The organism is Mycolicibacterium aromaticivorans JS19b1 = JCM 16368 (genome assembly GCF_000559085.1).
In the GTDB taxonomy this organism is placed as follows: Bacteria; Actinomycetota; Actinomycetes; order Mycobacteriales; family Mycobacteriaceae; genus Mycobacterium; species Mycobacterium aromaticivorans.
Map to the genome: position 1 here is coordinate 4,737,316 of NZ_JALN02000001.1, position 26,126 is coordinate 4,763,441.

General features: G+C 68.6%; 25 protein-coding genes and 2 pseudogenes. 15 read left to right on the forward strand and 12 right to left on the reverse strand.

Going from position 1 to position 26,126, the window contains the following annotated elements:
* Positions 1–5: 5 nt before the first annotated feature.
* Positions 6–1,109, forward strand: coding sequence for a glycine cleavage system aminomethyltransferase GcvT (gene gcvT, locus Y900_RS22585; protein WP_036347547.1), 1,104 nt, complete (start codon positions 6–8; stop codon positions 1,107–1,109).
* A 62-nt stretch (positions 1,110–1,171) separates the two neighbouring features.
* A complete protein-coding gene (locus Y900_RS22590; protein WP_036344639.1) occupies positions 1,172–2,275 on the forward strand; it encodes a branched-chain amino acid aminotransferase in 1,104 nt (367 codons plus the stop codon).
* On the opposite strand, the gene Y900_RS22595 is transcribed toward Y900_RS22590, so the two are convergent.
* From Y900_RS22595 to Y900_RS22615, 5 genes are read right to left on the reverse strand one after another with little or no spacing between them, the layout of a single operon-like run.
* Positions 2,272–2,715 carry a pyridoxamine 5'-phosphate oxidase family protein gene (locus Y900_RS22595; RefSeq protein ID WP_036344640.1) on the reverse strand — a complete coding sequence of 148 codons (444 nt, stop codon included), beginning with the start codon at positions 2,713–2,715 and terminating at the stop codon, positions 2,272–2,274. The two genes, Y900_RS22590 and Y900_RS22595, sit on opposite strands and share 4 nt — an antisense overlap.
* Complete coding sequence (locus tag Y900_RS22600) at positions 2,705–3,454, reverse strand: adenosylcobinamide-GDP ribazoletransferase (RefSeq protein ID WP_036344641.1); 750 nt, start codon at positions 3,452–3,454, stop codon at positions 2,705–2,707. Before Y900_RS22600 ends, Y900_RS22595 begins: the two co-directional genes overlap by 11 nt.
* Before the next feature lie 2 nt (positions 3,455–3,456).
* Complete coding sequence (gene cobT / locus Y900_RS22605; protein WP_036344642.1) at positions 3,457–4,506, reverse strand: nicotinate-nucleotide--dimethylbenzimidazole phosphoribosyltransferase; 1,050 nt, start codon at positions 4,504–4,506, stop codon at positions 3,457–3,459.
* The gene (locus Y900_RS22610; RefSeq protein ID WP_036344643.1) at positions 4,506–5,033 is read right to left on the reverse strand and encodes a bifunctional adenosylcobinamide kinase/adenosylcobinamide-phosphate guanylyltransferase; all 528 of its coding nucleotides are present in this window, start codon (positions 5,031–5,033) and stop codon (positions 4,506–4,508) included. Before Y900_RS22610 ends, cobT begins: the two co-directional genes overlap by 1 nt.
* Positions 5,034–5,046: 13 nt before the next feature.
* Positions 5,047–5,700 (reverse strand): DUF3043 domain-containing protein, encoded by a 654-nt coding sequence (locus tag Y900_RS22615; protein WP_036347548.1) that lies wholly within the window; start codon positions 5,698–5,700, stop codon positions 5,047–5,049.
* Positions 5,701–5,723: 23 nt separating this feature from the next.
* Between Y900_RS22615 and Y900_RS22620 the strand changes: the two genes are divergently transcribed.
* Together Y900_RS22620 and Y900_RS22625 are read left to right on the forward strand one after the other, a co-directional pair.
* Complete coding sequence (locus Y900_RS22620) at positions 5,724–6,779, forward strand: glycerate kinase family protein (RefSeq protein ID WP_036344644.1); 1,056 nt, start codon at positions 5,724–5,726, stop codon at positions 6,777–6,779.
* Positions 6,780–6,874: 95 nt separating this feature from the next.
* The gene (locus Y900_RS22625; protein ID WP_036344645.1) at positions 6,875–7,240 is read left to right on the forward strand and encodes a HesB/IscA family protein; all 366 of its coding nucleotides are present in this window, start codon (positions 6,875–6,877) and stop codon (positions 7,238–7,240) included.
* 39 nt (positions 7,241–7,279) lie between these two features.
* On the opposite strand, the gene Y900_RS22630 is transcribed toward Y900_RS22625, so the two are convergent.
* On the reverse strand, positions 7,280–7,921 hold the full coding sequence (locus tag Y900_RS22630) for an Rv0361 family membrane protein (RefSeq protein WP_036344646.1): 642 nt from the start codon (positions 7,919–7,921) through the stop codon (positions 7,280–7,282).
* A 147-nt stretch (positions 7,922–8,068) separates the two neighbouring features.
* Between Y900_RS22630 and Y900_RS22635 the strand changes: the two genes are divergently transcribed.
* Positions 8,069–9,052: a carbohydrate kinase family protein gene (locus tag Y900_RS22635; protein WP_036347549.1), complete on the forward strand. Its 984-nt coding sequence runs from the start codon at positions 8,069–8,071 to the stop codon at positions 9,050–9,052.
* A gap of 45 nt (positions 9,053–9,097) precedes the next feature.
* Here Y900_RS22635 and asnB read toward each other — a convergent pair whose 3' ends face one another.
* On the reverse strand, positions 9,098–11,029 hold the full coding sequence (gene asnB, locus Y900_RS22640; protein ID WP_036344648.1) for an asparagine synthase (glutamine-hydrolyzing): 1,932 nt from the start codon (positions 11,027–11,029) through the stop codon (positions 9,098–9,100).
* Between the two features lie 103 nt (positions 11,030–11,132).
* Between asnB and ctaC the strand changes: the two genes are divergently transcribed.
* The 4 genes and pseudogenes from ctaC (at position 11,133) to Y900_RS22660 (ending at position 14,345) form a co-directional block, all read left to right on the forward strand.
* The gene (ctaC, locus tag Y900_RS22645) at positions 11,133–12,218 is read left to right on the forward strand and encodes an aa3-type cytochrome oxidase subunit II (protein ID WP_051660205.1); all 1,086 of its coding nucleotides are present in this window, start codon (positions 11,133–11,135) and stop codon (positions 12,216–12,218) included.
* Positions 12,219–12,228: 10 nt separating this feature from the next.
* The gene (locus Y900_RS22650) at positions 12,229–12,648 is read left to right on the forward strand and encodes a cytochrome c oxidase subunit 4 (RefSeq protein WP_036344649.1); all 420 of its coding nucleotides are present in this window, start codon (positions 12,229–12,231) and stop codon (positions 12,646–12,648) included.
* 172 nt (positions 12,649–12,820) lie between these two features.
* A pseudogene (locus tag Y900_RS22655) lies at positions 12,821–13,650 on the forward strand (MmpS family transport accessory protein).
* 2 nt (positions 13,651–13,652) lie between these two features.
* Positions 13,653–14,345 (forward strand): DUF2561 family protein, encoded by a 693-nt coding sequence (locus Y900_RS22660; RefSeq protein ID WP_036344650.1) that lies wholly within the window; start codon positions 13,653–13,655, stop codon positions 14,343–14,345.
* A 143-nt stretch (positions 14,346–14,488) separates the two neighbouring features.
* On the opposite strand, the gene qcrB is transcribed toward Y900_RS22660, so the two are convergent.
* Genes qcrB through ctaE form a run of 4 tightly spaced genes read right to left on the reverse strand, consistent with a single transcriptional unit; the run spans position 14,489 to position 18,799 of the window.
* Positions 14,489–16,183, reverse strand: a complete 1,695-nt coding sequence (gene qcrB, locus Y900_RS22665; protein ID WP_036344652.1) for a cytochrome bc1 complex cytochrome b subunit — start codon at positions 16,181–16,183, stop codon at positions 14,489–14,491.
* Positions 16,180–17,334, reverse strand: a complete 1,155-nt coding sequence (gene qcrA, locus Y900_RS22670) for a cytochrome bc1 complex Rieske iron-sulfur subunit (protein WP_036347551.1) — start codon at positions 17,332–17,334, stop codon at positions 16,180–16,182. The genes qcrB and qcrA overlap by 4 nt, the downstream gene beginning before the upstream one ends.
* The gene (qcrC, locus tag Y900_RS22675) at positions 17,331–18,176 is read right to left on the reverse strand and encodes a cytochrome bc1 complex diheme cytochrome c subunit (RefSeq protein ID WP_051660206.1); all 846 of its coding nucleotides are present in this window, start codon (positions 18,174–18,176) and stop codon (positions 17,331–17,333) included. Before qcrC ends, qcrA begins: the two co-directional genes overlap by 4 nt.
* Before the next feature lie 11 nt (positions 18,177–18,187).
* Entirely contained in the window at positions 18,188–18,799 is a 612-nt protein-coding gene (ctaE, locus tag Y900_RS22680) for an aa3-type cytochrome oxidase subunit III (RefSeq protein WP_036344655.1), read from the reverse strand.
* A gap of 112 nt (positions 18,800–18,911) precedes the next feature.
* On the opposite strand from ctaE, the gene trpD reads away from it, so the two are divergent.
* Entirely contained in the window at positions 18,912–19,994 is a 1,083-nt protein-coding gene (trpD, locus tag Y900_RS30435) for an anthranilate phosphoribosyltransferase (RefSeq protein WP_051660207.1), read from the forward strand.
* Here trpD and Y900_RS31085 read toward each other — a convergent pair.
* Positions 19,932–21,803 (reverse strand): annotated as a pseudogene (locus tag Y900_RS31085) (DEDD exonuclease domain-containing protein); the annotation flags it as partial. The gene trpD and the pseudogene Y900_RS31085 sit on opposite strands and share 63 nt — an antisense overlap.
* 77 nt (positions 21,804–21,880) lie before the next feature.
* On the opposite strand from Y900_RS31085, the gene Y900_RS22690 reads away from it, so the two are divergent.
* The 5 genes from Y900_RS22690 (at position 21,881) to Y900_RS22710 (ending at position 26,121) form a co-directional block, all read left to right on the forward strand.
* Positions 21,881–22,102, forward strand: coding sequence for a hypothetical protein (locus tag Y900_RS22690; RefSeq protein WP_102805459.1), 222 nt, complete (start codon positions 21,881–21,883; stop codon positions 22,100–22,102).
* A 177-nt stretch (positions 22,103–22,279) separates the two neighbouring features.
* The gene (gene ripC / locus Y900_RS22695) at positions 22,280–23,452 is read left to right on the forward strand and encodes a peptidoglycan hydrolase RipC (protein WP_051660208.1); all 1,173 of its coding nucleotides are present in this window, start codon (positions 22,280–22,282) and stop codon (positions 23,450–23,452) included.
* A 31-nt stretch (positions 23,453–23,483) separates the two neighbouring features.
* Positions 23,484–24,299 (forward strand): hypothetical protein, encoded by an 816-nt coding sequence (locus Y900_RS22700; RefSeq protein ID WP_036344658.1) that lies wholly within the window; start codon positions 23,484–23,486, stop codon positions 24,297–24,299.
* Between the two features lie 11 nt (positions 24,300–24,310).
* Positions 24,311–25,459 carry a glycosyltransferase family 4 protein gene (locus tag Y900_RS22705; RefSeq protein ID WP_036344659.1) on the forward strand — a complete coding sequence of 383 codons (1,149 nt, stop codon included), beginning with the start codon at positions 24,311–24,313 and terminating at the stop codon, positions 25,457–25,459.
* 11 nt (positions 25,460–25,470) lie between these two features.
* Positions 25,471–26,121, forward strand: a complete 651-nt coding sequence (locus Y900_RS22710) for a cutinase family protein (RefSeq protein WP_051660454.1) — start codon at positions 25,471–25,473, stop codon at positions 26,119–26,121.
* Positions 26,122–26,126: the final 5 nt, after the last annotated feature.

Sequence of the window (26,126 nt, forward strand, 5' to 3'; positions counted from 1 at the left end):
TGGCCGTGACCGACACATCGGAACTCCTGTACGGGCCGCTCGACAGTCAGCACCGCGAACTCGGCGCCACCTTCGCGCCGTTCGGTGGCTGGCTGATGCCGGTGTCCTACGCCGGCACGGTCGGTGAGCACACCGCCACCCGCGAGGCCGTCGGCCTCTTCGACGTCAGCCACCTGGGCAAAGCTCTGGTGGTCGGCCCGGGCGCGGCTGAGTTCATCAACTCCACGCTGACCAACGACCTGCGCCGGATCGGTCCCGGCAAGGCCCAGTACACCCTGTGCTGCACGCCTGAGGGTGGGGTGATCGACGACCTGATCGCCTACTACGTCAGCGACGACGAGATCTTCCTGGTGCCCAACGCCGCCAACACCGCCGCTGTCGTCGAGGCGCTGCAAGCTGCTGCGCCGGAGGGTATTTCGATCACCGATCAGCACCGCTCGTATGCCGTGCTGGCGGTTCAGGGCCCGCGCTCCGCCGACGTGCTGGCCGCGCTGGGGCTGCCCACCGACATGGACTACATGGGATACGCCGACGCCACGTACTCCGGTGTGCCGGTGCGGGTGTGCCGGACCGGATACACCGGTGAGCACGGTTACGAGCTGTTGCCGCCGTGGGACTCCGCACCCGTGGTGTTCGACGCGCTCGTCGCCGAGGTGCAGTCCGCAGGCGGACAACTCGCCGGTCTGGGCGCCCGCGACACCCTGCGCACCGAGATGGGCTACCCGCTGCACGGACACGAGCTGTCACTGGACATTTCGCCGCTGCAGGCCCGCTGCGGCTGGGCGATCGGCTGGAAGAAGGACGCGTTCTTCGGCCGCGACGCGCTGCTGGCCGAGAAGCAGGCCGGCCCGCGCAGGCTGCTTCGGGGCCTGCGGGCCACCGGCCGCGGCGTGCTGCGTCCTGACCTGACCGTGCTGAACGGCGCAGTGCCGGTGGGTGTCACTACGTCGGGCACGTTCTCGCCGTCGCTGAAAGTCGGTATCGCCCTTGCCCTCATCGACACCGACGCCGGGATCGTCGACGGCGCTCTGGTCACCGTCGACGTGCGCGGCCGCCCGCTCGAATGCGAAGTGGTCAAGCCGCCGTTCGTCGAGGTCAAAACCCGGTAGCGGCGGGCAGGAGCGAAGCGACCCGGGGAAATCGGCTAGCCGGCCGGTCTACAATTTCAGCTATGACCACCCCCCTCGAGTTCACGGTTGAGCGCAACGCGAATCCGGCGACCGACGAGGTACGGGCTCAGATTCTGGCCGACCCTGGTTTCGGGCGGTTCCACACCGACCACATGGTGTCGGTGCTCTACACCGACGAACTCGGTTGGCACGACGCCCGTGTTGTCCCGTACGGCCCGATTGAACTGGACCCGTCGGCCATCGTCCTGCACTACGCGCAGGAGATCTTCGAAGGGCTCAAGGCCTACCGGTGGTCGGACGGTTCGATCGTGTCCTTCCGGCCCGAGGCCAACGCCGGGCGGCTGCGCGCCTCGGCTCGCCGGCTCGCCATCCCCGAACTGCCCGAGGAGCTCTTCGTCGAATCGCTGCGCCAGCTGATCGCCGTCGACGGCCAGTGGGTGCCGCCCGTCGGTGGCGAGGCGTCGCTGTATCTGCGGCCCTTCGTGATCGCCACCGAACCGGGCTTGGGCGTGCGGCCGGCGTCGGAATACCGCTACCTGGTGATCGCCTCGCCGGCCGGCGCCTACTTCAAGGGCGGGATCAAACCGGTCAGCGTCTGGCTGTCCACCGAATACGTGCGGGCCAGCCCGGGCGGCACCGGCGCGGCGAAGTTCGGCGGCAACTACGCCGCCTCGCTGCTCGCGCAGGCCGAGGCCGCCGAGCACGGGTGCGATCAGGTGGTCTGGCTCGATGCGATCGAACGCCGCTACATCGAGGAGATGGGCGGGATGAACCTGTTCTTCGTCTTCGGCAGCGGCGGTTCGGCGCGGTTGGTCACCCCGGAACTGTCCGGCTCACTGCTGCCGGGCATCACGCGCGACTCTCTGCTGCAACTGGCCAGCGACGCCGGATTCGCCGTCGAGGAACGCAAGATCGACGTCGAGGAGTGGCGCAAGGGCGTGGCCGCGGGGGAGATCACCGAGGTGTTCGCCTGCGGCACGGCCGCGGTGATCACCCCGGTCTCGCACGTCAAGTTCGGTGACGGCGAGTTCACCATCGCCGATGGACAGCCGGGCGAGGTGACGATGGCTCTGCGGGACACCCTCACCGGCATCCAGCGCGGCACCTTCGCCGACACACACGGCTGGATGGCCCGGCTCAGCTAGGCCGGCGGGGCTTCGACTCGCTCGAATCGACCGGTCTTGGCGCCCAGCCTGATCCGGTATACCGATCCCCGGCGCAGACTCGAGTGGTCGGGCGGAGGCTGCCCTTCGGGCAAGGTCAGCAGCGGCATGATCCGCTCGATCAGCAGGGCCAGGCCGGCGTCCCAGTCCGGCCCCCGGCACTCCTCGAAGATTCCCCACGCGATGACGCTGCGCCAGTTCGACAAGTCGTCGACCTGCTCGACCTCTACGCATACCTGCGGATGAGTGCGCATCGCGCGCAGCTTGGCGCCGTCCATTGCGTGGCCGTAAACGTAGGTGCCGTCATAGACGTAGGTGACAGGAACGACGTACACCTGCCCGTCGCTGATGCAGCCGAGTCGCGCGACCACCTCGGCGTGCAGGATCTCCTCGATCTGCCGATGGTCGAGCTCACCCAGCATGGATGACCAATCCGAGGGCCGTGAGCGTCGTCGTCAGCTCCACCACCGCACCAAGCACATCTCCGGTGATACCACCGAACCGGCGCACACAGTGCGTCGTCAGAGCAACCGAGGCCGCCAACGCCGTCAGCACGACCACCGGGCCCTGCCAGAGTCGAGGGGTCGCCACCGTGGCCAAGCCGGCGACCAGGACCGCCCACGCCAGCGCGATCGCCAGCGGCTGAGTGCCTGCGACCTGCGCTCCCAGCGAGCTGCCGGCTGCCGCAGGCACACCGCGCCGGCAGGCCAGCACCGCCGCCACCCGGCCCGCGGTCAGCGCGGTGACGACCGCGAGCGCACCGGTCCAGCCCGACGGGAGCGCGGCGAACGCCAGCGCTTGGGCGGCCACCACCACGAGGACAGCCGCCACTCCGAACGGCCCGGCCGTGCCGTCGCGCATCACCTGCAACGCGCGCTCGGGGGGGCCGTAACAGCCCAGCGCGTCCACGGTGTCGCAGAGGCCGTCGATGTGCAGACCGCGAGTGATCAGCAGCAGCGCCGCGACGGTCAGCAGCCCGGGCAGGGCATGGTGCGTGCCGAACGCCCAGTCACCGGCCCACAGGACCGCGGCAGCGGCCGCGCCCAACACCGCCCCGACCACCGGCAGCGCCGTCATCGTCGACCGGCCGAATACGGCTCCCCGCAGGGGAACCGGCACCACCGTCCCGAACGCGAAAGCCGTTGCCAGCGAACGGAACACGGTCAGTCTGCGGCGCGGTCGGAGACGCCGGCGTCCGAGAACGTGGCCATCGAGGCCAGTGTCGCGACAGCTGCCCGCAGCACCGGCAGGGCCACTGCCGCGCCGGTGCCCTCACCGAGGCGCAAGCCGAGGTCGATGATCGGGGCCAACTCCAGGTGGGCCAGCGCCAGCGTGTGCGCGGGCTCCGTCGACCGGTGTCCCGCCTGCCACCAGGCCCGCGCGCCGGGGGCCATCCGGTCGGCGACCAGAGCTGCCGCGGTCACCACGACACCGTCGAGGAGCAGCGGTGTACGCCGCACCGCGGCCTGCGCACAGAAGCCTGCCATCGCCGCCAGGTCTGCTCCGCCGCAGGTGCGCAGCAGCCCGACCGGGTCAGGCCGGAACTGACGACCGCGGAACATGGCGTCGCGCACCGCCGCAACTTTGCGAGCCCACGCCGCATCGTCGATGCCGGTGCCGCGGCCCACCACCGCCACCGGTTCGGTGTCGGTCAGCGTGGCGATCAATGCTGTTGCAGCCGTGGTGTTTCCGATGCCCATGTCGCCCGCGATAAGTAGGTCGGCGCCGGCGTCCACCTCGTCGTCGGCAAGTCGGCGTCCCGCCTCCAGTGCGGCCACTACCTCGTCGGCGCTCAGCGCATCCTCGAGCGCGATGTTGCCGCTGGACCGGCGGACCTTGTGCGCGCCGATCTCGTCGGTCAACGGCTGCTCGCAGTCCACTGCGATATCGACCACCCGCACCGACGCGCCCGCCACACCGGACAGCACGTTGATCGCCGCGCCGCCGGCATCGATGTTGGCCACCATCTGCGCGGTGACCTCCGGCGGATATGCCGACACCCCGGTCCGGGCGACGCCGTGGTCACCCGCGAACACCACAACCCGGGCTCGCTCGAATTGCCTGGGCGGACAAGCTCCTTGGCACGCGGACACCCAGACCGACAGATCCTCCAGGCGGCCCAGCGCGCCGGTGGGTTTGGTGAGGATGTCCTGGCGACGCTTGGCCGCCGCGGCGGCACGGGAATCTGGCGGGGAGACCGCGGGAAAATCCATCAGCTCAACGCTTTCGTCGGTTTGACCCAGACCGGCAATCCCGCAACCACCAGGACCACCTGTTCACAGCACTGGGCGAGTCGTTGGTTGAGTGTGCCGAGTTCGTCTGTGAAGCGCCTGCCAGAGGCAGTCGCCGCCACCACGGTCAACCCCACCTCGGGGCTGACCAATGCCAGCCGCCCGGTGAACGTCTCGACCGCGCCGACGAGCTCGTCGACGTCGGGCGTCACCGACCCACCGTCCCAGCCGCGGCGATCGAACGTGGCCGTCAGCCAGCCGCCCAGATCGTCGACCAGAGTCGCCGTGCCCGGGCTGTCGCGCAAAACGGCTGCCACATCGGCGGTTTCGACGGTGCGCCAGGAATCCGGCCGACGCTCGCGGTGCACGGCCACCCGGCGCGCCCAGGACGGGTCCGAATCGGCGGCCGCACCGGTGGCGATGTAGCGCACCTCGGATTCATCGGCCAGCGCCGTCTCGGCCCAGCATGACTTGCCCGACCGGATTCCGCCGAGCACCAGAGTGCGCACCGACCGGCGGGACTCAGACAACCTTGGCGCCGCGCTCGACCTGCGGTCGCGGCGCGCGCATACGGCGGATCTGGGAAGCCCGGCCGGCGGCGTACATCCCGAGCTTGAAGGCGCCTTCGTCGTTGTTCGGGAACTTCGCGTCGACGGCCTTCTTCACCTTGCGCCCCAACAGGATTCCGTCGATCGCCATGACCGCCATCAAGACCAGCATCGCGGGGGAGATGAACAGCTGGACCTGCGGCACCGCCAGCATCACAAAGATCAAGCCAAGAGCGGACGGCATGAACAGCCCCAGCACATTGCGCCGGGCGTCGACGATGTCGCGGGCGTACCGGCGCACCGGTCCCTGGTCGCGGGCCAACAGGTACGCCTCGTCGCCGGACATCATCCGCTCACGCCGATCGTTCATCGCCGTGCGACGCTGATCCTTCTCGGCGCGGCGCTCCTCTTTGGTGAGGGTGGAGCGCATCTCCTTGCGGCGCTTGCGCGCCTCGGCAGAGGTCATCGGCGCGGGGGCGACCGGTCCGCGGCGCTTGGCCGTGGCACTGCGCTTCGGGGTCGGCTTGCCCTTGGGCGCGGTGGTGCCGGCCACCGCGGCAGCCTCATCGACCTCGACCGGTTCGGCCTTGGCGGCACCTTCGTCGTTCTTGCGGCCCAGCAGCTTCACGCCTGCCAGGTTACCCTGCACGAATGCGGGTGCTGATCGCGCCGGACTGCTACGGCGACAGCCTGACCGCCGTCGAAGCCGCCCAGTCCATCGCCGCCGGCTGGCGTGAGGCCAGACCCTCCGACGAACTCGTCCTGGCGCCCCAATCCGACGGCGGCCCGGGCTTCGTCGGCGTGCTGGCCGGCCGGCTCGGCGAGGTCCGTCACACCCGGGTGTCCGGACCGCTGGACGACGACGTCGACGCCGAATGGGTCGACGATCGTGCCGCGTCGGCCGCTTACATCGAATGCGCCCAAGCCTGCGGCCTGACGCTGCTTCCCGGTCCGCCCACCCCGGCCAGTGCGGTCGCCGCCCACAGCCGCGGAGTCGGCCAGCTGATCGACGCCGCGCTACAGGCCGGCGCCGCGACGATCATCGTCGGCCTCGGCGGCAGCTCCTGCAGCGATGGCGGGCGCGGGATGATCGAGGCGCTCGGCGGCCCGGAACAGGCCAGGGCCAGGCTGGCGCAGGTCGATTTGATCGCCGCTACCGACGTGGAACACCCGCTGCTGGGTCCGATGGGTGCGGCGCGGGTCTTCGGACCCCAAAAAGGCGCCGACCCCGACACCGTCGAGACCCTCGAGCAGCGGATGACGGCGTGGGCCCTCACGCTCGACGCACTGGCTGGAAAGGCGATCAGCCCGTTGCCCGGCGCGGGTGCGGCCGGGGGACTGGGGGCCGCGCTGCTGGCCCTGGGCGCGCGCCGCGAATCCGGAGCGGCCGTCATCGCCGAGCACACCGGACTGGCCGCCGACGTCGCGAACGCCGACGTGATCATCACCGGGGAAGGACGCTTCGACGACCAATCGCTGCACGGCAAGGTGGTCAGCGCACTCGCCGGCGGCGCGCGGGCCCGCGGTGTACCGGTGATCGTGCTGGCCGGCCAGGTCACACTCCCGCCCGCGGACCTTACTGCGGCGGGAATCACCGCAGCGCACGCGATCGCCGACTACGCCGGGTCGGTGCAGGTCGCGATTGACGACGCCGCCGCTCAGCTCACCGGCCTGGCCCGCCGGACCGCCGCCGGGCTGGTCGGCTGAGGGCGGGGCCATCGACTCGGGAATAGCGCCCGGACAAGGTACCGTTGACGAAGTGGGTAAAACCCGCAAAGACATCTGCTTTTTAGGGAGACGCAATGACTGTTTCCGATCAGTCGACCGAGACCACGACCGAGACCCACGGCGCGATCCTGACCGACGCCGCGGCCGCCAAAGCCAAGTCGCTATTGGACCAGGAAGGTCGCGACGACCTGGCGCTGCGGATCGCCGTCCAGCCCGGTGGCTGCGCCGGCCTGCGCTACAACCTGTTCTTCGACGACCGCACCCTCGACGGTGACCTGGTCAGCGAGTTCGGCGGGGTCAATCTGACCGTCGACCGGATGAGTGCCCCCTACATCCAGGGCGCGACCATCGACTTCGTCGACACCATCGAGAAGCAGGGCTTCACGATCGACAACCCGAACGCCACCGGCTCCTGCGCCTGTGGCGATTCGTTCAACTGATCACATCTTCTCGCTCGTCTAGCCAACGGCCGTCCAGTCTCAGAACTGGGCGGCCGTTCGCAGTAGATACGAGCACACCAGCAGCTGATTGCCCTGGCGCAGCAACTGAGCCACGCCCTGCTCCTCGCCGCGGTTGCCGCGGCTCCCGGACGACGCCACCTTCATGGTGAACAACACCTGCGCCTGATAGTTCGACCACGGGACGATCGAATCGATCGAGGTCACCTCGGCGCCGGCGAACTGTCTGCGGAACGCGTCGCTGGCCAGCTTGGCCAGCGCCAGATCAGATTTGCGGTCCTTCACCCCGTCGTACATGCCGCACAGGTTGTTGCGCGCGATGGTCTCCGTGTCGCCCTTGGACAGCGCGGTCAGGTAGTTGGAGATCGACGACTTGGCCGCCGCCTCGGTGAACCCGCCCGCGGCCGTGGTGGACTCCCCGGTGCGGATCGTCAGGACAGCGGCAACGACGGCGGCCACGACGAGCACGGTCAGCAAGCCCAGCCACAGCGCTGTGCGGCGCTTGCGCGGCGCCGGCGGGTAGGCCACCGGCGGTGGAAGGGCGCCGGGATAGACGCCGGGATAGGGAACCGGCGGGATCCCGCCCGGCGGGCCGAACGGCTGCTCCGGGTACGGCTCGCCCTCGGCCCCGGCCTGCTGATGCGGCGGAATCGGGCCAGCCATCGATAAGTCTCCTGCGGTCGGTGGAGGCCAAAACTTCAAGCACCCGCCGCGGCGGGGCCGATGCCGGGCCATATAGTCGGCTCTTGTACGCAGGCTAGCGCACGGCCTCGGTGCTAGTCCCATTAGCGAATGAAGGGCGGACACAACGTGGCGATCGCGGTGACCGGATCCATTGCCACCGACCACCTGATGCGGTTTCCCGGGCGGTTCTCCGAACAACTCCTCGCTGAGCACCTGCAGAAGGTGTCGCTGAGCTTCCTGGTCGACGATCTGGTGGTCCACCGCGGCGGCGTCGCGGGAAACATGGCCTACGCGATGGGCTTGCTGGGCGGCAACCCGCTCCTGGTTGGTGCCGTCGGCTCTGACTTCGACGAGTACCGGCAGTGGCTGGAAGCCCACGGCGTGGACACCAGCGGCGTGCTGGTGTCGAAGACCGCCTACACAGCGCGGTTCGTCTGCACCACCGACGAGGACATGGCCCAGATCGCGTCGTTCTACCCGGGCGCAATGTCCGAAGCCCGCGACATCAAGCTCGCCGACCTCGTAGAGCGAAGCGGCGCACCGGAATTGGTGATCGTAGGCGCCAACGATCCGGAGGCGATGTTCCTGCACACCGAAGAGTGCCGCAAGCTCGGTCTGGCATTCGCCGCCGACCCCAGCCAGCAGTTGGCCCGGCTCTCCGGCGACGAGATCCGCCGCCTCATCGACGGCGCCACCTACCTGTTCACCAACGACTACGAATGGGACCTGCTGCTGCAGAAATCCGGCTGGTCCGAAGCCGAGGTGATGAACCAGATTCAGCTGCGCGTCACCACGCTCGGCCCCAACGGCGTCGACCTCGTCGGCCGCGACGGCACCTTCATCCACGTCGACGTCGTTCCCGAGACCCAGAAGGACGACCCGACCGGTATCGGCGACGCGTTCCGCGCCGGATTCCTCACCGGCCGCGGCGCCGGCTTGAGTCTGGAACGAGCCGCGCAACTGGCCTCGATGGTCGCCACGCTGGTGCTGGAGGCGCCGGGCCCGCAGGAATGGACGTGGGACCGCGACGCCGCGATCGCGCGCATCAAGGGCGCCTACGGTCCGGAAGCCGCCGACGAGATCGCCGAGGCGCTGGGCGCCGACAGATAGCGGCCGAGGCGCTGGGCGCCGACAGATAGCGGCCGAGGCGCTGGGTTAAAGCTGCACCGGGTAGTGCGGTTCGCCGATCACCGGCACCACGCTCTGCTCGACGAAGATCGCGTGCCACAGCATGAAGATCAGCACCGTCCACAGCCGCCGGCTGTGATCGCCCTCACCGGCGCGGTGCGCGTCGAGCATGGCGCGGACGGCGGTGCGGTCCACCAGATGATCGGCCTGCGACGCCTCGATCATCCCGTATGCCCAGTCCATCAACTCACCAGAGCGCAGCCAGTGCCGGATCGGCACCGGGAAGCCGAGTTTCGCGCGGTTGAGCACGTGCGCGGGCACGATCGGCTCCAGCGCGCGGCGCAACGCGTACTTGGTGGTGGTGCGGGTGATCTTCTGATCGAACGGCAGCCGGGAGGCGACCGCGAACACCTCGGGATCCAGGAACGGCACCCGCAGCTCCAGCGAATTGGCCATCGTCATCTTGTCGGCCTTCACCAGGATGTCGCCGCGTAGCCAGGTGAACAGATCGATGTGCTGCATCCGGGCGACCGGATCCCAGGCGTGCGACTGGGTGTAGATGGGCGAGGTGACGTCGGTGTGGGTCCAGTCCGGGCGGAAACCGGGCAGCACCGCTCGTAGTTGCTCGTCGGAGAAGCTGCGGGCGTTGCCGTAATACCGCTCTTCCAGTGTCAGCGAGCCACGGTGCAGCAGGCTCTTGCCGCGCAAACCGTCCGGCAGCGGCTTCGACGCCCGGCCCAGTGACTTGCGGACCGGCCGGGGGAGGTAGTCGAAAGGCTTGAGCGACAACGGTTCCCGGTAGATCGTGTAGCCGCCGAACAGTTCGTCGGCGCCCTCGCCGCTCAGCACCACCTTGACGTGCTTGCGCGCCTCGCGGGCGATGAAGAACAACGGCACCAGGGCCGGATCGGCCACGGGTTCGTCGAGATACCAGACGATCTCGGGCAGCGCGGCCACGAACTCGGCCTGGCTGACCACCTTGGCCACGTGCCGCGCGCCGATAGCCTCGGCCGAGGCGACCGCGACGTCGACCTCGGAGAAGCCTTCGCGCTCGAAGCCCGTGGTGAAGGTGATCAGGCGCGGGTTGTGCCGGATGGCCAGCGCGGCGATCGCGGTCGAGTCGATACCGCCGGACAGGAACGCCCCGACGGTCACGTCGGCGCGCATGTGCTTGGCCACCGAGTCCTCCAGGACCGCGGTGATCTCGTCGTAGCGGGCCTGCTCACTGCCTGCCGTGAACGCAGTCGCACTGAACCGCGGCGCGAAGTAGCGGCTCACCCGCGGCTGGCCGCCGGGGCGGATGACCGCGTAACAGCCCGACTCGAGCCGGCGCACCCCGCGGTGCAGCGTCTCGGGCTCCGGGACGTACTGCAACACCGTGTAGTGCTGCAGCGCGCGAACGTCCAGCCCCTCGTCGAACCCGATCTCCGCGGCCAGCCCGAGCAGACACTTCTTCTCACTGGCGACCGCCGTGCCCGCCGACCCGGTCGCCATGAACAGCGGCTTGATGCCGAAGGGGTCGCGCGCGCAGAAAAGCTCGCGGTTCTTGGTGTCCCACAGCGCGAACGCGAACATGCCGCGAAGCCGGCCGAGCGCCTCGGTGCCCCAGTGGTGGTACGCGGCCACGATCGCCTCGCCGTCGCCGTCGGTGGCGAAGACGGCGCCGAATTCGGCACTCAGCGCCTCACGCAGCTCGAGGTAGTTGTAGATCTCGCCGTTGAACACCAACACGTAGCGCTCGGGTTCTTCCGGCGGACCCCAGCGCAGCGGCTGGTGGGAGTGCTCGATGTCGATGATCGAGAGCCGGTTGAAGCCGAGCACCACCTGATCATCGGACCACGTGCCCGGTTCGTCGGGCCCCCGGTGGCGCATCAGGTGCGACGCGCCCGCCACCGCCTCGACGCTTACTTCGGTGACAGGGCTTGCAGGGTCGGTAACCAGGGCAAGCAGTCCACACACCGGCCCCAGTATGCCGTAACTCGCGGATGTGTCGGGCTGGGTGTTCGGGCGTGGTCTACGCTGCGTAGTATTCGATGCGCGGAAAGTTCCCGCGACGACGAAAATGCGGTGTGGGCCCCAGTCCCCAGTATCAGGAGGCGCCAACGTGAAGACCCGCGGTTCCCGGTTCCGGGTGCTGGCGCTAGCCGTCACCTTTGGTGCGCTGGCGCTGACCCTCAGCGGGTGCAGCTGGCAAGAAGTGTTCGGTCTGGGCTGGCCCAAGGGCATCACCCCGGAGGCGCACACCAACCGCGACCTTTGGGTCTGGTCGGTCATCAGTGCCTTCGTCGTCGGCATCATCGTGTGGGGCCTGACCTTCTGGGCGATGGCATTCCATCGCAAGAAGAAGAACACCCCCGACGATGCGCCGCTGCCGCGCCAGTTCGGCTACAACATGCCGTTGGAGCTCGTGCTCACGGTCGTCCCGTTCCTGATCATCTCGGTGCTCTTCTACTTCACCGTGGTGGTGCAGGAGAAGATGATGCACCGCGACCCGAACCCTGAGGTCGTCATCGACGTGACCGCCTTCCAGTGGAACTGGAAGTTCGGTTACCAGAAGGTCGACTTCAAGGACGGCACGCTCAACTACGAGGGTGCCGACCCGGCGCGCAAGGCCGCGATGGTCTCCAAGCCCGAGGGCGTCGACGAACACGGCGAGGAGAAGGTCGGCGCGGTGCGCGGCCTCAACCCGCAGGACCGCACCTACCTGAACTTCGACAAGGTCGAGACCGAGGGCACCAGCAACGAGATTCCGGTGCTCGTGCTGCCGGCCGGCAAGCGGATCGAGTTCCAGGTCGCCTCGGCCGACGTCATCCACTCGTTCTGGGTGCCGGAGTTCCTGTTCAAGCGTGACGTCTTCCCGAACCCGGAAGCCAACCACACCGAGAACAAGTTCCAGATCTCCGAGATCACCGAGACCGGAGCGTTCGTCGGGCGCTGCGCCGAGATGTGCGGTACGTACCACTCGATGATGAACTTCGAGGTCAGGGTGGTCTCGCCCAATGACTTCAAGGCCTACCTGCAGCAACGCATCGCGGGCAAGACCAACGCCGAGGCGCTGCAGTCGATCAACCAGCCACCGTTGGCGACCACCACGCACCCGTTCGACACCCGTCGGGGGCAGCAAGTGATCCCGCAGGCGAGCAAGTAGGGGACCGCAGATGCATATTGAAGCCAGGCTCTTCGAAATCCTGACCGCGTTCTTCGTCCTCGCCGCTGTCGTCTACGGCACGCTGACCGCGATCTTCCAGTACGGCGGCATCGAGTGGGCCGGCACCACCGCACTGGTGCTCACCGCGGGTCTGTCGCTGATCACCGGAACGTTCTTCCGGTTCGTCGCGCGCCGCCTCGACACTCGCCCCGAGGACTACGAGGACGCTGAAATCAGCGATGGCGCAGGGGAGTTGGGCTTCTACGCGCCGCACAGCTGGTGGCCGATCCTGATCGCGCTGGCCTTCTCGACCGCTGCCGTCGGCGCCGCGCTGTGGTTGCCGTGGCTGATCGCGGCCGGCGTCGTCTTCGTGATGGCCGCCGTGTGCGGTCTGGTGTTCGAGTACTACATCGGCCCCGAGAAGCACTGAGCCGACGCGAAGGTCACAATCGAGACATCACGTGGCTCTTCAGGCGCGCTACGTCGTATCCGGCCCGGCGGTTGGGTAGGGTTTTGCCAGGGCAACGGGAGCCGTCGGCGCGCTGTGTGTCAATCCTTGGCCCGCGTGCCGCGGTGATGTAGTCGAAAGAGGACAGGCGAGCATGAGCGGGCCGAATCCGCCGGATGAGGAGTCGGGCGAGGTGGGTGAAACACCCACCGGTACAGGTTTTGAGGCCTATTCTGCGCCCGAGTCCGAGCAATACACCGCAGGGCCATTCATCGCGCCGGATCCCGCGCTGTACGACTACGACAGCTACGAGGCGGGTACCGAATACGTCGAGGAGCCGCGGCCGCCACGGTGGCCGTGGGTCGTCGGCATCACCGCCATCGTCGCCGCCGTCGCGTTGGTGGTGTCGGTCTCGCTGTTGGTGACCAGCACCGACACCAACAAGCTGGCGACTCCGGCGACGACGACGACCGTCAAGCCGCCGCCGGTCCAGGACGAGATCACCACCACCACGCCGCCACCGCCGCCGCCCCGCCGACCACCACCACGCCTCCGCCGCCCCCGCCGCCCCCCGAGACGGTGACGGTGACATCGGAACCGCCCCCGCCGCCCCCGCCACCACCACCCCCGCCAGCGACGACGGAGGCACCACCGCCCGTGACCACAACGACAGCGCCGCCGGCACCGGCCACCACGTCGACACCTCCGCCCGGACCGCGTCAGGTCACCTACTCGGTGACCGGCACCAAGGCGCCCGGTGACATCATCTCGGTGACCTACGTGGATGCCTCCGGTCGCCAGCGCACCCAGCGCAACGTCTACATTCCGTGGTCGCTGACCGTGACACCGATCTCGCAGTCCGACGTCGGCTCGGTGCAGGCTTCCAGCCTGTTCCTGGTGAGCCGGCTGAACTGCTCGATCACCACCAGTGACGGCGTGGTGCTGTCGTCGAACCAGAACAACGCCGCGCAGACGAGTTGCTGATGATGACTACAGACACAGACACAGAAGACCGCCGGTCACCGGAGACCGTGGACCGGCTGCTGGTCGGGGTGTGCGGCGCGATCTGGCTGGTGCTGCTTGCGGTCACGGTGATCGCGATCGTGGCGCTGGTCGACATGAGTCGCGGCCACTCCGCGAACGCGGGCGGCTCCGACACCCCCTGGCTGCTGTACAGCATCATCATCGTCTCGGCGGTGATCATCGTCGGTGCGATCCCGCTGCTGATCCGGGCCCGTCGCACCGCGCTGAATGATTCGCGCCAGACGCCGGAGCCGGCCAAGGCCGCGCCGCCACGGCCCACGTCCGCGCCCGCTGCCCCGGCACGCGGCACCGAGGCGCCGACCGAGAAGCTGAAGGTGTTCGGCTCGACCGTGGACCCCTACGAGCGATACCAGCCGGACTTCGCCCAGTCGTCGGCGTCGCGGCGGGCCGATCCGCTGATCCCGGCCACCGAATTGGACCGGCTGTGGCTGCGCTGCACGGTCATGCTGGCCGGTGCGATCGGGCTGGCGCTGGTCGGGGTATCGACCGCGACGTACCTGATGGCGGTGGACAACGACACCGCGGCGTGGGTGGGACTCGGCCTCGCCGGGGTCATCACCATCGCGATGCCGGCGATCCCTGTGACTTACCTGCGGCAGCTGCACGGCGCGGTGGAAGAGGCCCTGCCGGCCTAGTTTTCGCGGTCGGTGGATGTGGCGTGTGCATGTCTTCGTTGACTGAGCGTTGAGGTCTCATATGCGCGAGCTGGATGACACGTGAGCGCTCATTCAACAAGAGAACCCCGGGCCCTGTGGACCCGGGGTTCTCTTGGTTGGCGCTAGTGGTGGTGGCCGTTGCCACTTCCGTTGCCGTTGCCATTCCCGTTGCCGCTGTACTCGCTGTCCTGCCACTCACGCAGGGCGGTGAGCGTGCGGTGCTCGGCGGCGTGTGCGGCCTCGTTGAGCGCCGCATCCTCGGACGCCGGATCGGCGGTGAGGAAGCTGCCGTGACCGGTTCGGCCTCCGGAGCCCAGCTTGTTCATCCGCTTGGGCAGAGCCGCTCCCTGGTACTCCAGGGGGAGCGGGTGACCGTGCTCGTCGACCGGGCCGAGCGGCTGGTGCAGCTCGACGTAGGCACCGTGCGGCAGGCGCTTGAGGATGCCGGTCTCGATGCCGTGCTCCAGCACGTCACGGTCGCTGCGCTGCAGGCCGACCGCCCAGCGGTAGGCGATGAAGAACACCAGCGGAGGCAGCACCAGCGAACCGATGCGACCGATCCACGTCGTCGCGTTCAGCGAGATGTGGAACTTCAGCGCGATGATGTCGTTCATCGCGGCCAGCGTCCAGACCATGTACAGCGCGATCGCCATTGCACCGATCGCGGTCCGCGTCGGAGCGTCACGCGGGCGCTGCAGCAGGTTGTGGTGCGCGGTGTCCCCGGTGAACTTCTTCTCCAGGAACGGGTAAGCGATCAGCAGCCCGAACACCAGACCCATGACCAGCGCCACCCAGAACGCCGCCGGGATGGTGTGGTGGCCGAGGTAGAGCTCCCACGGCGGGAAGATACGGGCCAGGCCTTCCGTCCACATCATGTAGAAGTCGGGCTGGCTGCCTGCCGACACCTGAGACGGCTTGTAGGGGCCGAGCTGCCAGATCGGGTTGATCTGTAGCAGGCCACCCATCAGGCCGAGGATGCCGACGGTCACCGCGAAGAACGCACCGGACTTGACCGCGAACACCGGCATGACGCGCACGCCGACGACGTTCTTCTCGGTGCGGCCGGGGCCGGGGAACTGGGTGTGCTTCTGGAACCACACCAGCGCCAGGTGAACACCGATGAGCGCCAAGATGATTCCGGGGATCAACAGGATGTGCAGTGCGTACATCCGGGGGAGCAGGGTGCCCACCGCGCTGCACTGGTAGCCCACCCCGCCGCAGGGGAAGTCACCACCGAACAGCGCCCAGTGCAACCAGGTTCCGACGATCGGCACGCTCATGGTTATCGACGACAGCGCTGCACGAAGGCCGATGCCGGACAGGAGATCGTCGGGCAGCGAGTAACCGAAGTACCCCTCGAACATGGCCAGGATCAGCAGCAGCGAACCGATGACCCAGTTGGCCTCACGTGGCTTGCGGAAGGCGCCGGTGAAGAAGATGCGCGCCAGGTGCACCATGATCGCCGCGGCGAACAGCAGTGCGGCCCAGTGGTGGATCTGGCGGACGAACAGGCCGCCGCGCACCTCGAAGCTGATGTCGAGCGCCGAGGCGAACGCCTTCGACATCTCGACGCCCCGAAGCGGTTGGTACACACCCTGATACGTCACTTCGGCCATCGACGGGTCGAAGAACAGCGTCAGGTACACGCCGGTGAGCAGCAGCACGATGAAGCTGTACATCGCGATCTCACCCAGCAGGAACGACCAGTGCGTGGGGAAGACCTTGTTCAGCTGCCGTCGAACCGCGGCCGACGGGTGGTAACGGGAGTCGATGGCGTCGCCCTGCTTGGCCAGGGCATCGTTGAGTTTCGGACTCATGATGTGCGCTCCCAGAATGCGGGTCCGACGGGCTCGGCGAAGTCACCGTTGGCGACCAGATACCCGTCCTTGTCAATGGTGATCGGCAACTGCGCCAACGCGCGCGCAGCCGGACCGAAGATCGGCCGTGCGAAATGCAGTGCATCGAACTGCGACTGGTGGCACGGGCACAGGATGCGATAGGTCTGCTGCTCGTACAGCGAGGCCGGGCAGCCCAGGTGCGAACAGACCTTGGTGTAGGCGAACAGGTCACCGAAGTTGAAGCTCTCCTGGCCCGCACGCTTGACGACCTTGGCCATGTCGACCGGTTTGATGCGGATCAGCATCACCGGATTGCGCACGCCCATCGCGATTTCGCTCAATCGCTCGTGGCTCTCAACGGTGGTGCCGTCGCCGTCGCTCTCCCGCCACGGGAACACCGTCTCCATGCCGCCGGCGTCGATGTCCTCGGGTCGCAGCTTCACGAACGGCGACTCGCCCGGCAGGCCGGTGGCGCGCGCCAGGAAGATGGTCTCGCCGGCGAAGCGGGGGGTCCACCCCGAGGTCCACAGCACTGCCTTCTTGCCTTCGGCGGTGGGAACCACCGGCTTCCACGGGTTCTTGATCAGGCCGCCGATGAACGCCACCAAGGTGCCTGCGCCGAACGCGCCCATCCCGATCCCGAGCGACAGCCCAACCAGCTTGCGCCGCTTGATCGTCGAGCCTTCGAGTGCGTCGTTGAGGTTGGCGACGACGGTCTTGCGCTGGATCAGCGGCGAAGCGCCGTCGTGGCGCTCCTGGACCGAGATCTCCTCGGGGATGAACTTCTTCTGGTAGAGCACCGCGCCAATGCCGATCGCCAGGATCGACATGCCGAAGGTCAACCCGTAGAGCGGGGTGGCCAGCTCGGACAACTCGAAGTTGTTCGTGCCGTCCCACTGCCACGGCCAGAACAGGAACACCAGCAGCAGCGCCAAACCGAACAGGCCGCCGAGCAGCAACCAGATCGACACCAGACGCGCTGCGCGCTTCTCGGCTTTGGTTCCTTCGACCGGCCAGCGCGGGTCCTTGACGATGGTCTCGACGCCGTCCATCCGGCCGCCGAGCTCGACCAACTCCTCGCGAGACATCCCAGCGAGTTGCTCGTCGGTGGGCTGATTCACGTCACTCATGAAGATCTCGCTCCGATCCACAGCGCCGCCGCGATGACGGCCACCATGCCGATGATCCAGGCCGCCATGCCCTCAGATGAGGGGCCGAACCCGCCGAGGCCGTAGCCGCCGGGGTCCGGCGCGCGGGTCGCCATCCGCACGTAGGCGATGATGTCCTTCTTCTCCTCAGGAGAAAGCTGGCGGTCGCCGAACTTGGGCATGTTCTGCGGGCCGGTCAGCATCGCGGTGTAGATCTGGGCCGGGGTGGCCGGCTCGAGGTCGGGCGCGAACTTACCCGACGACAGGGCGCCGCCCTTGCCGGTGAAGTTGTGGCACGAGGCGCAGTTGAGCCGGAACAGGTCGCCGCCGCGGGCGACGTCGTTGCCGAGCAGCGAGTGGTCGGCGATCTGGCCGTTCGCGTCGCGGGGGACCAGCGGTCCGCCGCCGTTGGCCTGGACGTAGGCGCCGAGCGCGTCGATCTGGGCCTCGTCGAAGACCGGGTCCTTGCGCGGAGCCTGGGCTTCGCCGCGCATCGCCGGCATGCGGCCGGTCGACACCTGGAAGTACACAGCGGCTTCGCCGACGCCGATGAGGCTGGGACCGCGGCCCTCGACGCCCTGGAGGTTGGCGCCGTGGCAGGTGACACAGGACGTGTCGAACAGCTGCTTGCCGGTGCGCAGCAGTGCGGACTGCGATTCGTCGGCCACCGCGACCTGCGGTGTGGGTGTCAGCGTGGCGGCCAGGCCACCAGCGACACCGAGCCCGACCAACAGCAGTACCGCACCGGTCAGGCGGCGACGAAGCCGGCGACGCGACTTGTCACGCGTCGCCGAAGACTCCACCCGCGCCGATCTCTTGAGCATCGAACCCCTTCTCATCGGATGAAGTAGATCGTCGCGAACAGGGCGATCCACACGATGTCGACGAAGTGCCAGTAGTAGGACACGACGATCGCCGCAGTCGCCTGCGCAGGCGTGAACTTGCTCATCGTGGTCCGCAGCAGAAGCAGGACGAATGCGACGAGACCGCCGATCACGTGCAGGCCGTGGAAACCGGTCGCGAGGTAGAACACGCTGCCGTAGGAGCTGCCCGCGATGGTCGTGCCGTGAGTGACCAGGTGGTAGTACTCGTAGCCCTGTCCGAGGACGAAGAACAGTCCCATCAGGAAGGTGATCACGTACCAGCGGCGGAGCCCGTAGACGTCACCCCGCTCGGCCGCGAACACACCCATCTGGCAGGTGAACGACGATGCGATCAGCACCAGCGTCACCGGAACCGCCTGATACAGGTTCAGCTCGGTGGGCGGTGGCGGCCATACACCGCCGGCCTGAGCACGGGCAGTGAAGTACATCGCGAACAGTCCAGCAAAGAACATCAGCTCACTGGAAAGCCATACGATGGTGCCAACACTGACCATATTCGGCCGGTTCAGCGAATGTACGCGCGATGTGATCGCAGTTCCCGAAGTGCCAACAGCGCTCGTCACAACAAGAAGTATGACGCTTTGTAGTTGTCGAGGTACAGCCAGGGGGCCAATTGGTCACATCTGTCGGAAAACTGACGTGTGGACATGCCCTGCGGCATGGGAACATCGGCCCGTGACTCACCCCCATTCCCCGCCCGGCGCAGACTCGCCGGATACGTCATGGCCGCAGGTCCTGGACCGGTTGACGGCCAGCCTGGAACTCGAGCCGGGGCAGGCGAGTTGGGCGATGGACCAGATCATGGGTGGCGTCGCGACGCCGGCTCAGATCGCCGCCTTCGGCGTGTCGATGAAGATGAAGCGCCCGACCGCCGCCGAAGTACGTGAACTGGCCGACACCATGCTCGGCTACGCGCGCATGGTGCCCACCGACACGATCGGCACCGACACCGTCGACCTCGTCGGCACCGGTGGCGACCGCGCCAACACCGTGAACCTGTCGACGATGGCGGCCATCGTGGTTGCCGCCGCCGGAGTCCCCGTCGTCAAGCACGGCAACCGTGCGGCGTCGTCGAAGAGCGGCGGGGCCGACATGCTCGAGGCCCTCGGGGTGCGCATCGACCTCGGTCCCGACGAGGTGGCCCGCTGCGTGGCCGAGGTGGGCATCGGGTTCTGCTTCGCGCCGGTGTTCCACCCGTCCTACAAGTTCGCCGGCCCGCCGCGCCGCGAGATCGGCACCCCGACGGTGTTCAATCTACTTGGTCCACTTACCAATCCGGCCAGTCCGCGGGCGGGCCTGATCGGGTGCGCGTTCGGCGATCTGGCCGAGGTGATGGCCGGGGTGTTCGCCGCCCGCCGCAGCAGTGTGCTGGTGGTGCACGGCGACGACGGTCTCGACGAACTGACCACCACGACCACCAGCACGATCTGGCGGGTGCAGGCGGGCACCATCGACAAGCTCACCTTCGACCCGATGGGATTCGGATTCGCCCGGGCCCGCATCGAGGAGCTGGTCGGGGGCGAGGCCGAGGAGAACGCCCGGGAAGCGCGCGAGGTGCTCGGGGGCGCCAAGGGACCCGTGCGGGATGCGGTGATCCTGAACGCGGCGGGGGCGATGGTCGCCCACAGCGGACTATCCAGCCACGCCGAATGGCTGCCGAGCTGGGAGGACGGGCTGGCCCGCGCCGCGGAGGCGATCGACTCCGGGGCGGCCGAACAGCTCCTGGCGCGTTGGGTGCGGTTCAGCCAGCAGCGCTGAGTCCAGCCGCTGCGCCTGTTCGGCTGCCAACCGCGCCGAGCGCGCGGTCGCGGCCCACTGCGCCCACGGTCCGGCCGAGGCTAGTGGTGACGCCAAACCCGTTGTGGCACTGACGATTCGCACACCCGCGCCATTCATCCACCGTGCGATCAGGGTGGTCTCTTCGACCAGCGCGCCGCCCAGGGGTGCCGGCCGGGGGAGCACCACCTGCGCGCCTGCCTGGAGGGCTTCGACCACGGGCATCGGGGGAACGCGACGGGGGGCGACGCCGGCTCCGGCCAGCTGTCCATGCCGGATCACCGCCAACTGCCAACCGCCCGCACCGTCCGGCGCGGCGGCGACGAGTTCTTCGACGGCGCTGAGAGACCGCAGCCGCTGGCCCCGCCACAGCACGTCGACAGCAGCCGCGATGTGGTCACGCAGCCGCCCCGCGCTCTCGTAGCGGGACTTCTGCGCCAGTGCGCCGACCTGTTCGACGGCCGCACCGATCGCGGCGTTGTCCAGGCCCCCGATCAGTGCGGCCGCCAGCTGCGGAGCCGTCGCGTACTGCTCGGCGGTGATGCCGCGCGGCGCGGGGCAGGGGGAGACTTCGCGCTCCGGACAGGATGGTCCGTGCTCGGCCGCGCGGCCGATACGGCTGGTACAGGTGCGCACACCGGTGAACCGGGCGATCAGCGCCGCGGTGTCGAGGGCGTCGGCCCGCGACCGGAACGGGCCGATCGCCCGGTCGTGCCGCGGCTCGCGGACCACCGAGAGTCGCGGGAACGCCTCGTCGGTGAGCGTCACCCACCACCAGCGGTGCGGAAAGCGGGACCGGCGGTTGTACGGCGGTGCGTGCGCGGCCAGTAGTCGGAGCTCACGCACCCCGGCTTCCAGCCCGTGGGCGCATTCGACATGGTCGACCGCCGTCGCCAGGGCCACCATCTCCTTCATCCGGCCGCGCGGGTCGGCGCCGTTGAAGTACTGGCCCACCCGGCGGCGCAGGTCGGTGGCGGTGCCGACGTAGAGCACTTCGCCAGCGGGTCCGCGGAACAGGTAGACCCCCGGCCGGTGCGGCAGGTTGCGGGCCAAAACCCGTTTGCTCCGTTGGGCGTTCGAGATGTTGGGCAGATACCCGCGCAGATCGGTGTAGGTGTGCACGCCCTGATTGCCGACCCGCTCGATCAGCGCGTGCAGCACATCGACGGTGGCGCGGGCGTCGTCGAGCGCGCGGTGGGTCGGTTTGGTGGCCGAGCCGACCAGCGCGGCCAGCGTGGACAGCCGCACGCTGGGCGCCTCCTCGCGGGTCAGCACGCGGCGGGCCAGTCGCACCGTGCACAGCACCGGCGGGCGGGGCCAGGGGATTCCGCACTGTTCGGCCGCGGATTTCAGGAAGCCGATGTCGAAGCCGGCGTTGTGGGCAACCAGCACGGCGCCACGGGCGAATTCGAGGAACATCGGCAGTACAGCGGCGATGGTCGGCGCGTCGTGGACCATCGCGGTGGTGATCCCGGTGAGCTGAACGATCTGCGGTGGGATGGACCGCTGCGGGTCCACCAGGGTGGCGAACTCGCCGAGCACCTCACCGCCGCGGACCCGGACCGCGCCGATCTCGGTGATCGCATCGCGGGAGCCGTCGGCCGATGCGGTGGCCCGCCCGCCGGTGGTCTCCAGGTCGACCACCACAAATGTGGTCTCCCGCAGCGAGACGTCGGCCGCGGGGTCGACGTCGGCGAAGCTCAGCTGCGCATCGATCGGTGTGGCCGCCACGGCAATTGACGGTAGGCAGGCCCACCGACAACGGCGGTGTGCCACTCCGCAACCGATCACCCTTCCAGTGACGGGACGGGCGGATTTGTCGGTGGCCGGAGATAGCGTGCGGCCAACTCGATAGAAGGAGTCCCGAGATGGGAATGGAGCCAGCCGAACCGGTCGTCATCGACTGCGACGACTGTGCGGTGCGCGGCCCTGGTTGTCGCGACTGTGTGGTGAGCGTATTGCTCGGTGTCCCGGAAACTTTGCTGGAAGACGAACGAGCGGCCCTCGAGGTGCTTGCTGAGGCGGGTTTGGCGCCGAAGTTGCGGCTGGTGCCGATCCACCGCACCGGAGGACGGGGGCTGGCCAGCTAGCGCCGAGACCGCGTCCTGCTAGGTTGGTTGGCAGGTTGTGACTGGTGTGGCTTGGGTGGCTGAGAGTCTGCTGAATTTCCGTCCCACGTTTGGACAACGCCGATGCCATTTCGTAACCTGTTCGAGACCTAAGGCACTCGATGCATCAACGTCGACGGCACTTAAAGGAACGCAATTTTGAGCTCTGACCGCAGATACCTGACTAAACGCGTTCTCAAACGCCCTCTAGTTGGTGGGATTGCGGGCTTCTTTGTCCTTTCCGCCGTTATCTCCGGCGCCTCGCACGCCGACCCCGCCGAAGACGGTGTGGCCAAGCTGAACGAACTGTCACGACAGGCAGAACAGCTCACCGAGTCGATGCATTCCGCTCAGCTCGATCTTGACAAGAAGCTGCAGGCTGAGAGCGTTGCGGAGAAGAAGCACACGGACGACCTCGCCGCAGCTGACAGCGCAAAGGCCCAGTTGACGACCTACCAGGGTGCGGTCGACAAATTTGCTGCCGCGGTTTACATGGGTGGTCGCACCGACGGCCTGAACGCCATCCTGACGGCCGAGTCGCCGCAGGGCCTGATCGACAAGATGGCCGTGCAGAGGGTGATGGCCACCGAGATGGCCGCCCAGATGCAGAGCTACCGCCAGGCGAACGAGCAGCTGCGCCAGGCCGAGGCCGAATCCGCCAAGTCGGCGGACGAGGCCAAGACGGCCGCCGAGCAGGCCGCAGCGGTCCGCGCCGACCTGCAGCGCAAGCAGTCTCAGCTGCAGGTGCAGATCTCGGTCGTCAAGTCGCGGTACCAGACGCTCACCCCGGAGCAGCGCACCGCGCTGGCCGCCCCCGGACCGGTGCCGCCTGCCGACATCCTGGCCGCCCCCGCGCCTGCGGGCCTGCCGCCGCTCAACGATGTGCCGCCGCCTGATGCGCTCCCGCCGGCACCGGACGCCCCGCCGCCGCCGGACGCCGCCCAGGTCACCCCGATGGCCGCCGTACCGACGCCCGGCGCCGGTGGTGAACAAGGCGCGGTCGCAGTGCAGGCGGCGCTGACCCGAATCGGCGACCCGTACGTCTGGGGTGGATCCGGTCCCAACCAGTTCGACTGCTCCGGTCTGGTGATGTGGGCCTTCCAGCAGGCCGGCATCTTCCTGCCGCACTCCAGCCAGGCGCTGGCCGCAGGTGGTCAGCCCGTCCCGATGGACCAGATGCAGCCCGGCGACGTGGTGAACTACTACTCCGACGCCTCGCACTCGGCGATCTACATCGGCGACGGGATGATGGTTCACGCCTCGACGTTCGGGCGTCCGGTGATGATCGCACCGGTCAACAACGCCCCGATCTACAACGTCCGTCGCTACTGACGTACCCCGGCGGCGCGCATTCGCGGCCGTCCTGGCCGTCGTTCTCATCACCGAATTGCTCGGTGGCTCGGCACTGGTGGCAGCGCCGTCGGCAACTCCGCCGTCACCGCGTTCCGCGGTCCCCGCACCGTCGCCCCTAATCGTCGGCGACGGTCGCACCGTGCGACTGATCAGTCTCGGTGGAGACCGCACCGACGGCCTGCTCACTCGCATCGGCGGGGACATCGGTGCCGCCGTCGCCGCCGTCGAGAAGTTCTGGGGCACCGACTGGGATCGCGAGATCGTCGTCATCGCCACCGGCTCACAGCAGGATTTTCTCACCCAAGCCGGCCTGGATCCGCGCGGCCAGTGGCAGGACATCGCCGCGGTCTCGGTCGCCGAACAGGTCGATTTTGCGCACCATCGGGCCAGTGGTCAGCGCATGGTGTTCGCCCCCGGTGCCGTCGCGATGAGCGATCAGGCGTTGCGAATCGTGTTGACCCACGAGCTGTTTCACCTCGCCGCCCGCGCCGACACCGCGCTGGACGCCCCGCGCTGGCTGGTCGAAGGGGTGGCCGACTTCGTGGCCCGCCCGCCGACACCGCTACCACCGGGTGCTGCCGCGGATACCGCACTACCCGCCGACGCCGACCTGGACGCCGCCGGACCGCAACGTGTACACGGCTACGACCGGGCCTGGTGGTTCGCCCGGTTCGTGGCCGACACCTACGGCGTCGACGGGTTGAGAAGGCTCTACACCGAAGCGTGTGGGCCCGGCCACGGCGACTTCGCGACGGCCGTGCACCGCGCGCTGAACACCGATACCACCGAGCTACGTGCCCGCTGGGCGCAGTGGCTGACCGGCTAGCGTGTACGGCGATGACGCGAGTCCTGCTGGTCACCAATGATTTTCCACCCCGCCGGGGCGGTATCCAGTCCTACTTGGAGCAGTTCGTCGGACGGCTCGCCGACAGCGGCGAACATCAGCTCACCGTCTACGCCCCGACGTGGAAGGACGCGCAGGCCTACGACCGGGCGGCCGGCTACCGCATCGTGCGCCATCCGGGCACGCTGATGCTGCCCGAGCCCGGTGTGGACCGCCGGATGCGCGAACTGATCCGTGAGCACGACATCGACACGGTGTGGTTCGGGGCCGCCGCCCCGCTGGCGCTGCTCGCAGGCCGGGCCCGCGACGCCGGCGCGCGCCGGGTGGTGGCCAGCACTCACGGCCACGAGGTGGGCTGGTCGATGCTGCCGATCGCGCGTTCCGCGCTGCGCCGCATCGGCGACACCACCGACGTCGTGACGTTCGTCAGTCACTACACCCGCGGCCGGTTCGCCTCGGCGTTCGGGCCCGACGCCGCGCTGGAGCACCTGCCGCCCGGCGTCGATACCGAGCGCTTCCGTCCGGACCCCGCGGCCCGGGCCCGCCTGCGCGGCTCCTACGGCCTCGGCGAGCGGCCCACCGTGGTGTGCGTGTCGCGGGTGGTGCCGCGCAAAGGCCAGGACATGCTCATCAAAGCGCTGCCCGGCATCCGCCGCCGGGTGCCGGACGCAGCTTTGGTGATCGTCGGCAACGGGCCCTACGCCGACGACCTGCACAAGCTCGCCGCGCAGGTGGGCGTCACCGACGATGTGGTGTTCACCGGGGCGGTGCCCGGCGCCGAGCTGGCGGCCCACTACGCGATGGCCGATGTCTTTGCAATGCCTTGCCGCACAAGGGGTTCCGGGCTTGATGTGGAGGGTCTCGGCATCGTCTTCCTGGAGGCCTCGGCGGCGGCCGTGCCGGTGGTGGCCGGGAACTCCGGTGGTGCGCCCGAGACCGTGAAGGACCGCGAAACGGGACGGGTGGTGGACGGGCGTTCGGTCGAGCAGATCACCGAGGCGGTCTCGGGCATCCTCGACGACCCCACACTCGGTGCGCGGATGGGGGAGGCCGGCAGGCGGTGGGTCGAGGCGGACTGGAACTGGGCGGCGCACACCGCGCGGCTTTCCGAACTCCTGCGCGTGGCCGACCACGCCGTGTGACGATGCTCCAGATGAGCAAAACCCGGGTCGCCGCGTTCGGTGCCGTTCTGGCCGCAGTTGCAACCCTGGTCGGACCGGTCGGCGCCGCTACGGCCGACGACTGCCCCGGCGTCGAGGTGATCTTCGCCCGCGGCACCGGTGAGCCGCCCGGCCTCGGGCGGGTGGGGCAGGCCTTCGCCGACGCGCTCGCGCCCCGCCTGGGCGGGCGCAGCATGGGCACCTACCCGGTGAACTACCCGGCGAGCTTCAACTTCCTCGCCGCAGCGTCCGGAGCCGACGACGCGGCCGCCCGCATCGCGGACATGGGGGCGCGCTGCCCGCAGACCACCCTGGTGCTCGGTGGGTTCTCCCAAGGCGCCGCGGCGGTGTCGATGCTGGCCGGTGTCCCGCCGGTTGGGCAGCGGATCGGCAGCATCGGCTCGGCTCCGCCGCTGCCGCCGGCCGCCGCCGGTCAGATCGCGGCCGTCGCGGTGTTCGGCAACCCGGGGGCCCGGTTCGGCTCCCCGCTGTCTAGCACCGGCCAGTTCGCCGGCCGCGCCATCGACATCTGCAGTAGCGGCGACCCGATCTGCTCGCCCGGCCTCGACCGCGCCGCCCACAGCAACTACGAGCTGCCGCCGTACCCAGATCAGGCGGCAGGCTTCGTCGCAGGCCTGCTCTGACCCGC